This is a genomic window from Corynebacterium fournieri (genome assembly GCF_030408775.1).
GTDB lineage: Bacteria > Actinomycetota > Actinomycetes > Mycobacteriales > Mycobacteriaceae > Corynebacterium > Corynebacterium fournieri.
In genome coordinates this window covers 2,190,354-2,202,644 of sequence record NZ_CP047210.1, presented here as the reverse complement: position 1 = coordinate 2,202,644, position 12,291 = coordinate 2,190,354, and the positions used below count along the sequence as shown (strand labels likewise).

Here is a 12,291-nt window from a genome sequence, read left to right as displayed (position 1 = left end):
GCCCTCACGCGGGGCAGGGTGTGGTCACCGAGCAGCCTCCTCACTGTCGGGAGGGGACAGTGGGAGGCGGAGGGTAAACACCGCTCCGCGACCGGGTCCGGGGGAGGTAGCGGTGAGAGTGCCGCCGTGGGCCTCGATCAATGCCTTGGAGATGGTCAGACCGATACCGGCCCCGCCGTTGTCCCGGCTGCGGGCGGCATCCCCCCGGTAGAAGCGTTCGAAGATGTGTCCGAGCTGGCCAGGTGGGATGCCCTCGCCGTCATCGGCGACGTGGATGAGCGCGGTGGACGCCCCCTGTCGGTGGACGCTGATCCGGACCTGCCCGCCGGCCGGGGTGTGCCGTAGCGCGTTCGACAGGAGATTGCTCATCACCTGGCCGAAGCGTTGCCGGTCCACGAGCACCCGGGCGGTGTCCGTAATGGTCTCGACCTATAAATCGACGCCTTTGACAGCATAAGCTTCCCCCGCGGCAGCAGCGGCGGTATGGAGCAGATCCCCGAGTCCTTCCTCCGCCAGGTCCAAATCGATCCGGTGTTCCTGGGCCCGGGAGACATCGTCGATGTCTTCCATCAACCGGGTCAGGCGGGTGAGTTGGTCAGCCATGATCGTGTGGGTGGCATTATTCCAGTCCACGGCCCCGTCCTGGAGACCATCGAGGTAGACCGTGAGCACCGATAAGGGGGTGCCCATTTCGTGGGCCAGATCAGAGAGCATCTGGCGACGGACCTGTTCGGTGTGTTCCAGCCGGTCGGCCATGGTGTTGAAAGCATGCGCCAGGGTGGTGACCTCGGGGCCTGCTTCTCCGGCGGGCACGCGGATACGATAGTCGCCCGCCGTCAGGCTGGTAGCGGCGCGGGTGAGATCCTGCAGGGGGGTGCGCAGGCGACGCGATAACCACAGGCTGGCCAGCAGGGCGCTGATCAAGGCGGTGGGCAGGGCAACGGCCAGGGTGATCAGGTTGGCGTCCCGGTAGGCCTGCTCGGCATGAAACAGCTCCAGCGAGGGGTACTCCCGGCCGGTCATCAACATATGATCCTGGAACAGGGTCGGGCCCACCATCGTGGCCACGGCCGCGGCCACCAGCAGGCTAATCACCACGACCAACACCTGGGCGGCCAGGAAGCGGAAGGTCAGGCCGGGTCCGTGATTCATGGCTGCCCCACCCGGTAGCCCACGCCACGCACGGTGTCGATCAACCCCCGGCCCCGGGTGTCGGTGCCGAGCTTGCGACGCAAGTTGCCGATGTGGACATCGACGATGCGTTCATCACCGACCCAGGTGGTGTCCCAGACCTCGGTGACCAGGTCGTGGCGGGTCAGCACCTGGCCGGGGCGCAGGGCCAGGGCAACCAGCAGCTCGAACTCCGTGCGGGTGAGCTCCACGGTCGTCTCCCCCACCCGCACCTGATGGGCGACGGGGTCAAGGATGAGGTCACCAACGATCAAGGGGGTGGTCACCTGCGGTGGGGTGGTGCTGGTGCGCGGGCGGCGCAGCACCGCATGCACCCGGGTCACCAGTTCCCGGATGCTAAAAGGTTTGGTGATGTAGTCATCCGCCCCCAGGGTCAAACCGCTGATCTTGTCGTCCTCGCTGCCACGCGCGGTGAGCATGAGGATGTAGCAGTCCGAGAAGGTGCGGATCCGTCGGCATACCTCCAGGCCGTCGAGTTCGGGCAGCCCCAGGTCCAGCACCACAACATCGGGGGAAAAGCGACGGGCCTCGTCCACGGCCTGGGTGCCGGTGTACGCCTGGCGGGTATCGAAGCCGGCCCGGATGAGATAGGAGGCCACCATCTGAGCCAGGGGTTGTTCATCATCGACGACCAGCACCCGCCCCGGGGGCGTGGCGGTGGTCGGTGTGCGGTCAGCCATAGACCCCAGTATCGCTCCGGCAAGGGGGAATACCACCCTCGCTCAGTGCCCGGCGGGAAATCTTCATCAAATCTTCAAACATCACCCTTCGACCGCCGTCACCCCTGTGCCCCACCCCGGGCCGGCGGCATCGCCTCTCCTCGTCGGTTCAGCAGGCGCCACCAGGGATTTCACTGCCTGCACCGCATACCCGGGGCGGGTAGAACGACATCGCCCACGGCTGAGAGGTGGTGTCCCGATGGTGACCCAGCCCACCGAATTCACCCCCTTTTCGCCCTGTTATAAGGCTTTGAGCAGGGTTTTTGAATCCTAGTCCGTCAGGCACCCGTGCTAGATAAAGGTATGGCATCGACCTTGAGGCGGTGTCTTCTCACGGTCCTACCACGATCCAAGGAGATTGACGTGAAACGAGCAGCGATCGCAGCCGCGGCCCTTGCCCTCGCCCTCACGGGGTGTTCGGCCGCCGACCCGGAACCCACCGCCGACGGGACGGAGTCCCAGGACACATTCCTGACTACCCATGGCCTGGCCGACATGGACGCGGTGGAGATCATTGATCACCTCGACCGGCAGAAGGTCACTGAGCGTCCCACGGATCTGATCGCCTCAGTGCGTGCCGATGAACTACTGCTCTCGAGCGATGACCAGGAAGTCGCGCTCGATCTTCCCGACAATCAGACGTATGTCTCGATCGCACCCTATCTCACCTCCACCCACGACTGCTTCTACCACAGCCTCACGACCTGCCAGGGGGAACTCGACAATGAGGATATCCAGGTCACGATCACCGATGAGGCGACCGGTGAGGTACTGGTGGACGAGGCGACAACCACCTTCGACAACGGGTTTATTGGCTTCTGGCTTCCCGATGATGTCACCGGCCTGATTGAGGTCAGCTACCAGGGGCATACCGGCTCCACGGAGTTTTCCACCACCGACGACGGTGCCACCTGTGTCACAGACCTGCGCCTGACGTGATAGCTCAGCAGGATCCTCACCTGCGACTGTCTCCCGTATCACTGAAATCTTGCACCAAGGAAGGTTAAATCATGACGAACGCGTTTTCCCGACGACAGTTTCTGCTCGGCGGGCTCGTCCTCGCCGGCACCGGGGCCGTGGCCGCCTGCACCAGCGACCCTGGACCCGCTGCCTCGGCACCAGGTCCCTCCCTTCGCCCCACTCCCACCCCCACTGCGCTCGGTGAGCCGACGGTGCGCCGGACACTGACCGCCCGGCCCCTCTCCCTGGATATCGGCGGCATCGAAGCCAAGACGTGGGGATACGTCTCTGACACCGGGGATGCGGCCATTGAGGCCACCGCCGGCGACGTCCTGCAGGTCGATATCACCAATGAACTGCCTGAGAGCACCTCCATCCACTGGCATGGCATCGCACTCCACAACGCAGCCGACGGTGTGCCCGGCATGACCCAGGACCCCATTGAACCTGGCGAGTCTTTCTCCTATGTTTTTGAAGTCCCCCACGGTGGCACCTACTTCTACCATTCCCACACCGGCCTGCAACTCGACCGGGGTCTGCACGCCCCTCTGATCGTCCGCGACCCGGACGACGCTGAGGATCAGGACGTCGAGTGGACCATCGTGCTCGACGACTGGGTCGATGGCATTCAGGGCACTCCCGACGGTGAGCTCGACAAGCTCACCGGAATGGGTTCGGGCGACCATAACGGAATGGGAGGTCACGGCCAGATGATGCACGGCACCCCGGACCGGGTACTGGGCGGGGATGCCGGCGATGTGATGTATCCGCACTACCTCATCAACGGGCGTATCCCCCGTGCTCACCGGACCTTCGAGGCTCGCCCGGGCGACAAGGCCCGCCTGCGGTTTATCAACTCCGGCGGTGACACCATCTTCAAGGTGGCCCTCGGTGGTCACCGCATGACCGTCACCCACACCGACGGCTTCCCTGTCCAGCCCTTGGAGACCGAATCGATCTACCTGTCGATGGGCGAGCGTGTCGACGTCGAGGTCATCCTCGGCGACGGCATCTTCCCGCTCACGGCATTGGCGGTGGGTAAGGACGACCGCGCCTTCGCCGTCATCCGCACCGCCGGCGGCCAGGCCCCCCGCCCCGATGTCGACTTCCCCGAGTTGTCGTCCACCGGACTGCTTCTGTCCTCCCTGAAGCCAGCAGACCGTGCACTCCTGCCCGAGGGCACAGCAGACCGAGAAGTCAGCATCGACCTGGGCGGGCAGATGATGCCGTATGAATGGAGCATTCTCACCGACGGCCAATCCTCCTCCGCGACCGTGCAGGAGGGCCAGCGCCTGCGGATGGTCATGCGCAACAGGACCATGATGCCCCATCCCATGCACATCCACGGCCACACGTGGGCGCTGCCCGGCAGCGACGGGCTACGCAAGGACACTGTCCTTCTCCGCCACGGTGAAACCATGATCGCCGACCTGATCGCTGACAACCCCGGTGAGTGGGCATTTCACTGCCATAACGCCTATCACATGGAAACCGGGATGCTCAGCTCGCTTCGCTACGAGTAACCCCCTGTCTGATTTTGAAGGCGAGGTCGTCGTCCTCAACGCTTGGGGCCAGTGGTGTGCACCGTGTCCTCGTTGACTGGCCGGGGCTTCGTCCAGGTCAGCGCCGCGGTGTCGTGGACATCGAACTCTACAGCGATGTCACGCACCGTCGCCTGCGAGGTCAACCTGCGTGCGACAACCTTCGCGATGCTCTCAGCGTCGTAGGCGCGTCGCGTACCGTCAAAGCTCTGGTCGCGGCGCTTGGCCGCAACCCACTTGCCTACCGTGTCCACCGACGGTCGGCGACCACACGCGTCTTCAGCCCAGTCGCAGACCTCACGGGCAGACAAACCGGCCAAAAACCTCTCAACCGCACCATCGCGGATATCAGATGGAAACCCTGCGGGCATCGGAACACCTTCCAGCCCCGAACACTCCAACTTTTTGTCCGCGCTCCCAAAAGCGGTTGGTAGCCGGATCTAGGTAGCCGGTTTCCCGCCTGTGGCCGCTTGTTGCGCCAACCGCGCCACACTCGCCTACCGCAGCGACTCGAACAGGGCCTCGGCGGCGGTTTCGTCCCAGAGCACCACATTGCCCACGTCGGTGTCCTCGAACCCGCCGACAGGCACTGTCTCGGTGTCCAAGCCGTTGCGCAGGGCGTACACCACCCGGGCGAGGTTCCACACGTGGTCGCCGGAGTTGACGGTGAGCAGCGTCGGCGCGGTCCACATCAGCCGCGCCATCCTGAACGGGTTGAGGTACACGCCCGGAGAGGTCACCTTTTCCACCAGGGCGGACATGAACTCGCGCTGGCGGGCCACGCGGTCGAGGTCGCCTTGGGCGGTGGCACGCGTGCGCACGTAGCCGAGGGCGGTCGGGCCGTCCATCTCCTGGCAGCCCGGCTGGAGGTTGATGTGGGCGAGCGGGTCGTCGATGGGTTCCGCAACGCAGATTTCCACGCCGCCCGCCGCGTCGACTGCGTTGGCGAGCCCGCCCATGCCGATTTCGGCGTAGCGGTCCACGTGCAGGCCGGTCGCTTGTTCCACGGTCTCTACCAGCAGTGCTGGCCCGCCGATGGAGAACGCGGCGTTGATCTTGTCGTAGCCGTATCCGGGCACGGCCACATAGGAGTCGCGCGGGATGGACATCAGGGTCGGTTTCCCGTGCAGCGGCAGGTGCATCAGCATGATGGTGTCGGTACGCACGGTGCCGAGGTCGCCGCCGGTGCCGAGGCGTTCGACGTCTTTTTCGCTCAGGCCTGTGCGCGAGTCGGAGCCGACGAGCAGCCAGTTCGTGCCTGAGGTGCCGGCGATTTGCTGGTCGGGCATGGCCTCGATGCGGTTAAGCCGCGAGTCCGCGATCAGCACCGACGCCACCAGCACCGCGATAAGCAGCAGGATGAGTGCGCCGCAGCCGGGGCGTTTTGCTTTACGACGCACCTTCGGCCCCTTCCGCCTCCCCCTCGAGACCTGCAGCGGCACCTCCTCCGGAGCGGGGCGGGATGCCGGGCGCTGGACAGGTCGCTGCGCAGATCGCTGGGCAGGTCGCTGTGCCGGCCGGCTGCGGGGGTGCTCCGGGGCGCGGCGCGGCTGGTAGGCGGCGGGGGATTCGTAGACGGTGTGGCCTGGCTCGACGCGGGATCCGGCACGGCGCTCAACCCGGGGCTCAACCCGGCGTTCAACTCGGGGCTCAGCTCTGCGCTGCTCGCGCGGGGTCACGCGTGTGAACTCGGCCGGGTGGGGGTCGGCGGAATCGTGGCGTCGTGAGGCGGATGCTCGGCTGCGAATGGGGCGGCCGTAGCGGTCCACCAGGGGTTTTCCGTCTTTGCCCAGCACGAACTCGCCCGCGTTGTCGCGGGGGTCGTTGGAATGGGGCGTTGTGGACATGCGCTAAGTGTAACCAGTGTGACGCAAGTGTTTAGATTCCAAGCCACGACAAGTCGAGCAGCGGGTAGGCGATAAACGCCACAGCGTCGATGAAAAAGTGCGCCAAAATCAGCGGCCACACGCGGCCCGTCTTGTGGAAGTACCAGGCGAAGATCACGCCCATGACCATGTTGCCTAACCCCGCGGACACGCCCTGGTACAGGTGGTAAGACCCGCGCAGCAGCGCCGAGGCCGCGACGAACTGCCACGGCTTCCACCCCAGCTGCTTCAGACGGGTGACCAGGTACATCACCACCACGACCTCTTCGCCGAAGCCGTTGGCGAAGGACCACAGCAACGATGTCGGGATCTGCACCGCGGCCGTGGTGGGCACCACCACCTTGGACAGACCCAGGTGCACTGCCGCGACGTAGAAGGCCAGGCCGGGCAGGCCGATCAACGCCGCGAACCCGGCCCCGCGCGCGACGTCGCCCCAGCGCGGCCAGCGCCACCGCGTATCCAGCAGGAACCACGCCAACCCGCCCCACGCGAACAGCGTCAACGCGGAGACCGCCTGCAGCGCCAAGTCCAGCCAGGGGATGGTGGAGGCGGCGTCGTAGATCGTGGTGGTCTGTTGGTTCAGCGGCTCTTTCAGCAGCGAATCCACCAGCCGCAGCGCCGCGCGCAGACCGGAGGCGCCGAAGGTGACGGCGAGGACGAGCAGGATTTCCAGCTTCAGGCGCCTGTGCATGCGCTAACTTTAACGCCATGGACGAATCGTGGGCGAGCACTATTGCGCAGGTTGTCAGCCAGGAATACCCCGCCGCCATGCACCACGTGCAGCATGGCCCGGGCCATGCGGATCCGCGAGAGCTCCACCCCGCGTTCTGGGGCTCCTACGACTGGCATTCGTGCGTGCACATGCTCTGCTCCGCGGTGAAACTGCACGGGCGTGACAGCGACCTCGGGCTCTCCGCCCTGCTGGACCAACGCCTGACCCCGTACAACATCGCGGCCGAAGCGGACTACCTGCGCGAGCACCCACTCTACGAGCGCCCCTACGGCTGGGCGTGGGCGATGCAGCTGGTCAAGGTATGCCGGGACACCCGCTGGGAAGATGCACTGGCACCGCTGGAGGCGCAGCTAGAGCACAACATCGCCGCGTGGCTGCGCACGCAGCAGTGGCCGGTGCGCCACGGAGTGCACTCCAACTCCGCGCTAGCGCTACTGCTGATATTCGACGCCTCACCACGCATGCGCCCGCTGGTGGAGCGCACCGCCCTCGACTGGTTCGGCGCCGAGCGCGCCTACCCGCACGAGTGGGAAGTCTCGGGCCACGACTTCGTCTCCAACGGCCTGGCCGAGGCCGCGTTGATGCGCCGCGTGTTGCCGGAAAGCGAATTCGACGCTTGGTTGCAAGACTTCTTCGCGCCGGAGGCGTACACCTTCTACACTGCCCCGATCCAGGTCAACGACCCGGAAGACGGGCAGCAGGCCCACCTCATCGGGCTTATGCTCACCCGCGCGTGGCTACTGCGCGAAATTGGCAAGCCGGACGGCACGCAGCAACTCATCGACGCCGCCGCTGCCCACCTGACAGGCACCAATTTCATGGCCACGCACTGGCTGATCACGTACGCGCTGCTCGCGGAAGACGCGCTAGGCAACTGACATTCGTGTACAAACGTGGCTATGACAGCCGGTGACACCCAAGGGGCAGGCGGCCCGAGAGAGCCGTACCAGCAGATCGTTCGCACCATCGTCGAGGGCATCTCGCAGCACATCGAGGTGGCAATGTTCTATTCCGTCGTGATCGCACACGAAGGCAATACCTTCGTTACCGCATTGGTGGAGTTTGCGGGCCAGCCCGCGCAGGTGGCCAAGATCGACCACGAGGAAGAGCACTGCACACTGTTCTACGAGGTGTTCTGGCAGGAAGTCGCGGAGCCCGGCGGCGACCCCACCCAGCTCTACGCCGCAAGCTTCAACCCGAAATCCAACTCGTTTGTCTACCACGGCAGCCACCCGTTCGACCCGGCACGGGGCGTTCCCGAGGCGCAGGACCTCCAGAACTACGCCCGCCAGTTGAGCGCGAGGCACACGAACCTGATCGTGGACGGACACCTTTTCCTTCGCTCCGCCATGACGCCCGCTGCAGCTCCCACCGGCGCCCACCTCACCGACGCGCTGTTTACCAGGCTCGGCGGCGAGGTTTTCCAGCAAACGAAGTACCTCGGCGCGGACTGGGCAGGGCTGAACGCCTTCTTCACGCTCACCTCCGGCCCGGAGGGCACGAAGCTGGAACAGGTGGACGCGATTTTCTACATGGAGGCCCTCAACTTCACCTACGGGGTGTTCTCCCGCGCGAAGCTTGAGCCCTACGCCGTCGCCTACACCGATGCGCTGGCGGACGGAAAACCGTTCCACCACGCGGTCGTGCAGATCACCATCAACAAGCTGACCGGAGATACCAGCAGCTCGGCCTCCTGGGACGATTGGGCCGAGCGCATCCGCATCACCCCGGAAAACTGGCGGGACGTGGCCAGCGACACGCACCCGCTGCTGCAAAGGTACCCGTGACGCGCGTCGCCTACCTGGGTCCGGCAGGCACGTTCACAGAGGAAGCAGCCCGCAGCTTCCGCATCGACGGCGCGCAGTACGTGCCCGTCGAATCCCCGGCGGCAGCTCTCGCCGCCATAGACGCCGGCGACGTCGACTACGCGGTCTGCGCGATAGAGAACTCTGTCGATGGGGCCGTGACCACCACCATGGACGCGCTCGCCGCCACCGCCAGCGCGGGCATCGTGGGGGAAACGGAGCTGGCTATCGCATTCGCCATCATGACGCGCCCGGGCCAATCGCTCGACCGCGCGAAACGGTTTGCCACCCACCCCGTCGCCCAGCAGCAAGTCAAGCGCTGGGTGGGCGAAAACCTGCCGCAGGTGGAGTTCATCCCGGCGTCCTCCAACGCGGCCGCGGCGGAGATGGTGGCCAACGGCGACGCCGACGTGGCCGCCGCCCCGGAGCGCGCGGCGGACCTGCACGGGCTTGAGATCCACGCCCGCGGCGTAGCTGATCTGGGGACGGCGCGGACCAGGTTCGTGCTCGTCGCAAAGCAACCTGCGCAACCGGCGCCCACCGGCGACGACCGCACCGCCATAGTCTTCCGCACCAAAAACGAACCCGGTGCGCTGGTGCGCGTGCTCCAGGAATTCGCCGCCCGCGGCGTGGACATGACGCGCATCGAATCGCGGCCCACCCGCGAGGAGCCGAACACCTACGACTTCTTCGTGGACCTGGCCGGCCACGCCGACGATGCGGCCGTGGCGAGCGCGCTGGAAGCCTGCGCCGCGCACACCACCGCGATGCGGCAGCTGGGCACCTGGCCGCGCACCGCGCGCTAGCCGAAAAGTTCGTGTACAACAATGCATATGGTCTTCACCATGCCGACAGACAGGTACCCATGGGCGGGCGACACGATTGAGCGCTTCGAGTACGAAGTGCGCAGCCAGGTGCACGTTGCAGCTGAACAGTACCCGCTGACCATGTTCATTTATCGAGGCCGAGACAAGCAGGTCGAGTTCTACACCTTCGGCCACGTCGACGGCCAAATCGGGTTAGTGAAGCTGAGCTTCGACGAGCCGCTGTTCCGCCTCATGCTGGAAGTGCTGCTGCAACGCCGCCCGGCCGAGGACCCGACCGGGGCTCTCTTCGCGCACTACGACCACACCGTCGACGAAGTGCAGTACCGCTACCTCGAAAGATTCGGCGAACTCACCGGTGAAGAACAGGACGAGGAAATACTGCGCATCGCTAGGGAGATGGGCGCAAGCGCCTAGCCCCAGCCGAGCGCGTGCAGCTCGTGCTCTTCTAAGCCGAAGTAGTGGCCCACCTCGTGCAGCACGGTCACCTTCACCTCGTGGCGCAGCTGCTCCTCGTCCACGCAAATGGCCTCGAGGGCGTTTTTGTAAACGAACACCGCGTCCGGCAAATAGCCGGTGTGGTTGGAGTGCTGCTCCGTCAGCGGCACGCCCTCGAACAATCCGAGCAGGGTGGGGTTGTCCGGGTTGTAGTCCCGGGCCAGGATGACCATGTTTGTCATGTGCTGGGCAAAGTTGTCCGGGATGGTGTCCAAGGCGTCGTTGATCATCTCCTCGAACGCCTCGTCGCTGACCGGCCGCATGGCTACTGCACCGGAGCCTGCAGTGGGGTCTGTGCAGGTGCCTGATCCGGGGCCTGATCAGGTGCGAGCCCGTCAGCGGCAGCCGGTGCAGGCGCCGGAGACGGGGTCTGCTGCTCGCGCAGCGGACGGCGGGCGGGGCGCTCCGGGGGCGGTGCGTCGTCGATAAGCAACTGCTCGCGGCCCTGCGTCGCCGAACCGGTGAGGTTGGCAAACGTGCCCTCCGGGCGGGAGAACATCAGCGCGCAGTTCACGCTGCGGGAGCCGCCCTCCCAGGCAGCGGGGCTCTGCGTCGTCCAGAAGGGACGCAGCGCAATCTGGTACAGCTGCTCTTCGCCGCCGAGGTAATCCTGCGCCGCCTCGGTGCACACGTCCTGGAGGTACTTGTCCTCCTCCTCCACGGTGGGGGTGTGGTCCGGGAACACCTCGGCGAGCGAAACCTGGCTGGTGATCTCCAGCTGGTGCGGGTCCGCGCACTTGACCGGGGAGAGCGTATTCGACGGGTCGATGGTCACGCACTGGCCAGCCTCAAACACCCGCGCCTGATCCTGATCCGCCACCCGGCCAGAAGTCAGGATCGGCTCACCCGCCCGGTTCGTCTCCTGCAGCCCGCACAGCATCGTGCGGTCCCCGTTCTGCCACGCGTCCGCCGGCGGCAGGATCGGCGCAATGGAGTAGCGGCCGTTCGGGTCGTACTTGCCGCCCAAGTAGCGCAAGGTGCCGGCGCCGCACAGCTCCTCGCGCAACTGGGCCTGGCGCGTCGGATTTGGCAGCGGGGCCTCAGGGCCAAACTCGGAGGTGGGGTACGTGGCCAAATCCTGGCGCAGGGACACCTCGAAGCGGTGCTCGAGATCGCAATCCGCCTGCTCGAAGCCGGTGATCGTGCCGTCCTCGGCCACCTGCCAGGTCAAACACGCCCCAGCGTCAGCGGGAGTGAACGACGAGGCCGCCTCCGACGGCGCAGTCGACGCGGCTGTGGAGGGCGCGGTCTCGCTCCCCGTATCGGGGGTGCCCGCGGCGAGCGCGTACGTGCCCGCGCCGACGGCACCCGCCAGTGCGGCAATGAGGAAGGAGCGTAACGCGCTCTGTTTCGAAGCCATGGCGGCCCATTATTCCACTTCTCGCGCGACCCGAGTAGTCAGCCGGTAGCGGTCCGTGCGGTAGACCGAGGAACAAAACTCCACGTTGTGCGCCCCTGACCGGGCATAACGGACAATGTGCAGCAGCGCGGTATCCGGCGAAACATCCAGCAACGGGGCGTTATCCGGGCCTGCTGTGACGGCCGTGACGGTCTGCTCCGCTTCTGTCACTCCCAGCCCGTAATGCTTGTCCAGCAGGGTGTACACGGAGTGGTACACGTCGTTTTCCAGAAGGTCCGGCACGAGTACGGCGTTGTACCAGGCGTCATCGACGGCGTACGGTTCGCCGTCGCCAAGCCTCAGCCTGCGCAGGCGGATGTGGGTGGTGTTGGGCGCGGTGCCGAAAAACTGCGCGACCGCCTCCGGCGGGGTGGTGCGCTCGGACAGCAGGATGCGTGAGGACGCCTCAACGCGCTGCGCCCGCATCTCGTCGGAAAAACTGGCCAAGTGCAGCCGGCTCACCAACGGTGCCGGGGCGACGAACGTGCCCTTGCCGCGCACGCGGCGCAGACGGCCCGCCGCAACCAAGTCCCCGATCGCGCGCCGGACCGTAATGCGGGAGACGCCGTATTCCTCCTCCAGCGCCCGCTCGCCCGGCAGCGGGTCGCCCGGGGCAAACTCCGCGGCGATGCGGGTTTCCAGGATCGAGCGGAGCTGCTCGTGCTTGGGCACGGGGCCGTCTGTGATCGGAGGGAGCATACGCCCACCATAGCGCACTGGTTATGACCGGATGCT

At 65.9% G+C, this 12,291-nt stretch carries 12 protein-coding genes and 2 pseudogenes; 7 read left to right on the top strand and 7 right to left on the bottom strand.

Annotated features, from left to right (window positions below; translation table 11 throughout):
* Nucleotides 1-24 precede the first annotated feature (24 nt).
* A pseudogene (locus CFOUR_RS10490) lies at nucleotides 25-1,152 on the bottom strand (sensor histidine kinase).
* Complete coding sequence (locus CFOUR_RS10485; protein WP_085957613.1) at nucleotides 1,149-1,871, bottom strand: response regulator transcription factor; 723 nt, start codon at nucleotides 1,869-1,871, stop codon at nucleotides 1,149-1,151. The pseudogene CFOUR_RS10490 and the gene CFOUR_RS10485 overlap by 4 nt, the downstream one beginning before the upstream one ends.
* Before the next feature lie 402 nt (nucleotides 1,872-2,273).
* Between CFOUR_RS10485 and CFOUR_RS10480 the strand changes: the two genes are divergently transcribed.
* The 3 genes and pseudogenes from CFOUR_RS10480 to CFOUR_RS10470 all read left to right on the top strand — a co-directional run.
* The gene (locus CFOUR_RS10480; protein ID WP_085957612.1) at nucleotides 2,274-2,849 is read left to right on the top strand and encodes a CueP family metal-binding protein; all 576 of its coding nucleotides are present in this window, start codon (nucleotides 2,274-2,276) and stop codon (nucleotides 2,847-2,849) included.
* Nucleotides 2,850-2,920: 71 nt separating this feature from the next.
* Nucleotides 2,921-4,393 carry a multicopper oxidase family protein gene (locus CFOUR_RS10475; protein WP_085957611.1) on the top strand — a complete coding sequence of 491 codons (1,473 nt, stop codon included), beginning with the start codon at nucleotides 2,921-2,923 and terminating at the stop codon, nucleotides 4,391-4,393.
* Nucleotides 4,394-4,397: 4 nt separating this feature from the next.
* Nucleotides 4,398-4,460 (top strand): annotated as a pseudogene (locus tag CFOUR_RS10470) (TlpA family protein disulfide reductase); the annotation flags it as partial.
* A 448-nt stretch (nucleotides 4,461-4,908) separates the two neighbouring features.
* On the opposite strand, the gene CFOUR_RS10465 reads toward CFOUR_RS10470, so the two are convergent.
* Complete coding sequence (locus tag CFOUR_RS10465; RefSeq protein ID WP_290179418.1) at nucleotides 4,909-6,258, bottom strand: LCP family protein; 1,350 nt, start codon at nucleotides 6,256-6,258, stop codon at nucleotides 4,909-4,911.
* A gap of 31 nt (nucleotides 6,259-6,289) precedes the next feature.
* Nucleotides 6,290-6,988, bottom strand: a complete 699-nt coding sequence (locus CFOUR_RS10460; protein ID WP_085957608.1) for a CPBP family intramembrane glutamic endopeptidase — start codon at nucleotides 6,986-6,988, stop codon at nucleotides 6,290-6,292.
* Between the two features lie 17 nt (nucleotides 6,989-7,005).
* Here CFOUR_RS10460 and CFOUR_RS10455 point away from each other — a divergent pair, with 17 nt between their 5' ends.
* The 4 genes from CFOUR_RS10455 to CFOUR_RS10440 are packed head-to-tail and all read left to right on the top strand — an operon-like array spanning nucleotide 7,006 to nucleotide 10,076.
* Nucleotides 7,006-7,908, top strand: a complete 903-nt coding sequence (locus CFOUR_RS10455) for a DUF2891 family protein (RefSeq protein WP_085957605.1) — start codon at nucleotides 7,006-7,008, stop codon at nucleotides 7,906-7,908.
* Between the two features lie 21 nt (nucleotides 7,909-7,929).
* Nucleotides 7,930-8,817, top strand: a complete 888-nt coding sequence (locus CFOUR_RS10450) for a hypothetical protein (RefSeq protein WP_085957604.1) — start codon at nucleotides 7,930-7,932, stop codon at nucleotides 8,815-8,817.
* Nucleotides 8,814-9,641: a prephenate dehydratase gene (gene pheA / locus CFOUR_RS10445; protein ID WP_085957607.1), complete on the top strand. Its 828-nt coding sequence runs from the start codon at nucleotides 8,814-8,816 to the stop codon at nucleotides 9,639-9,641. The genes CFOUR_RS10450 and pheA overlap by 4 nt, the downstream gene beginning before the upstream one ends.
* Before the next feature lie 39 nt (nucleotides 9,642-9,680).
* A complete protein-coding gene (locus CFOUR_RS10440) occupies nucleotides 9,681-10,076 on the top strand; it encodes a hypothetical protein (RefSeq protein ID WP_143339006.1) in 396 nt (131 codons plus the stop codon).
* On the opposite strand, the gene CFOUR_RS10435 is transcribed toward CFOUR_RS10440, so the two are convergent.
* The 3 genes from CFOUR_RS10435 to CFOUR_RS10425 are packed head-to-tail and all read right to left on the bottom strand — an operon-like array spanning nucleotide 10,073 to nucleotide 12,255.
* Nucleotides 10,073-10,420, bottom strand: a complete 348-nt coding sequence (locus CFOUR_RS10435) for a metallopeptidase family protein (RefSeq protein WP_290179416.1) — start codon at nucleotides 10,418-10,420, stop codon at nucleotides 10,073-10,075. The two genes, CFOUR_RS10440 and CFOUR_RS10435, sit on opposite strands and share 4 nt — an antisense overlap.
* A gap of 2 nt (nucleotides 10,421-10,422) precedes the next feature.
* Nucleotides 10,423-11,517 carry a septum formation family protein gene (locus CFOUR_RS10430; RefSeq protein WP_290179414.1) on the bottom strand — a complete coding sequence of 365 codons (1,095 nt, stop codon included), beginning with the start codon at nucleotides 11,515-11,517 and terminating at the stop codon, nucleotides 10,423-10,425.
* A gap of 9 nt (nucleotides 11,518-11,526) precedes the next feature.
* Nucleotides 11,527-12,255 carry a GntR family transcriptional regulator gene (locus tag CFOUR_RS10425; protein ID WP_085957602.1) on the bottom strand — a complete coding sequence of 243 codons (729 nt, stop codon included), beginning with the start codon at nucleotides 12,253-12,255 and terminating at the stop codon, nucleotides 11,527-11,529.
* Nucleotides 12,256-12,291: the final 36 nt, after the last annotated feature.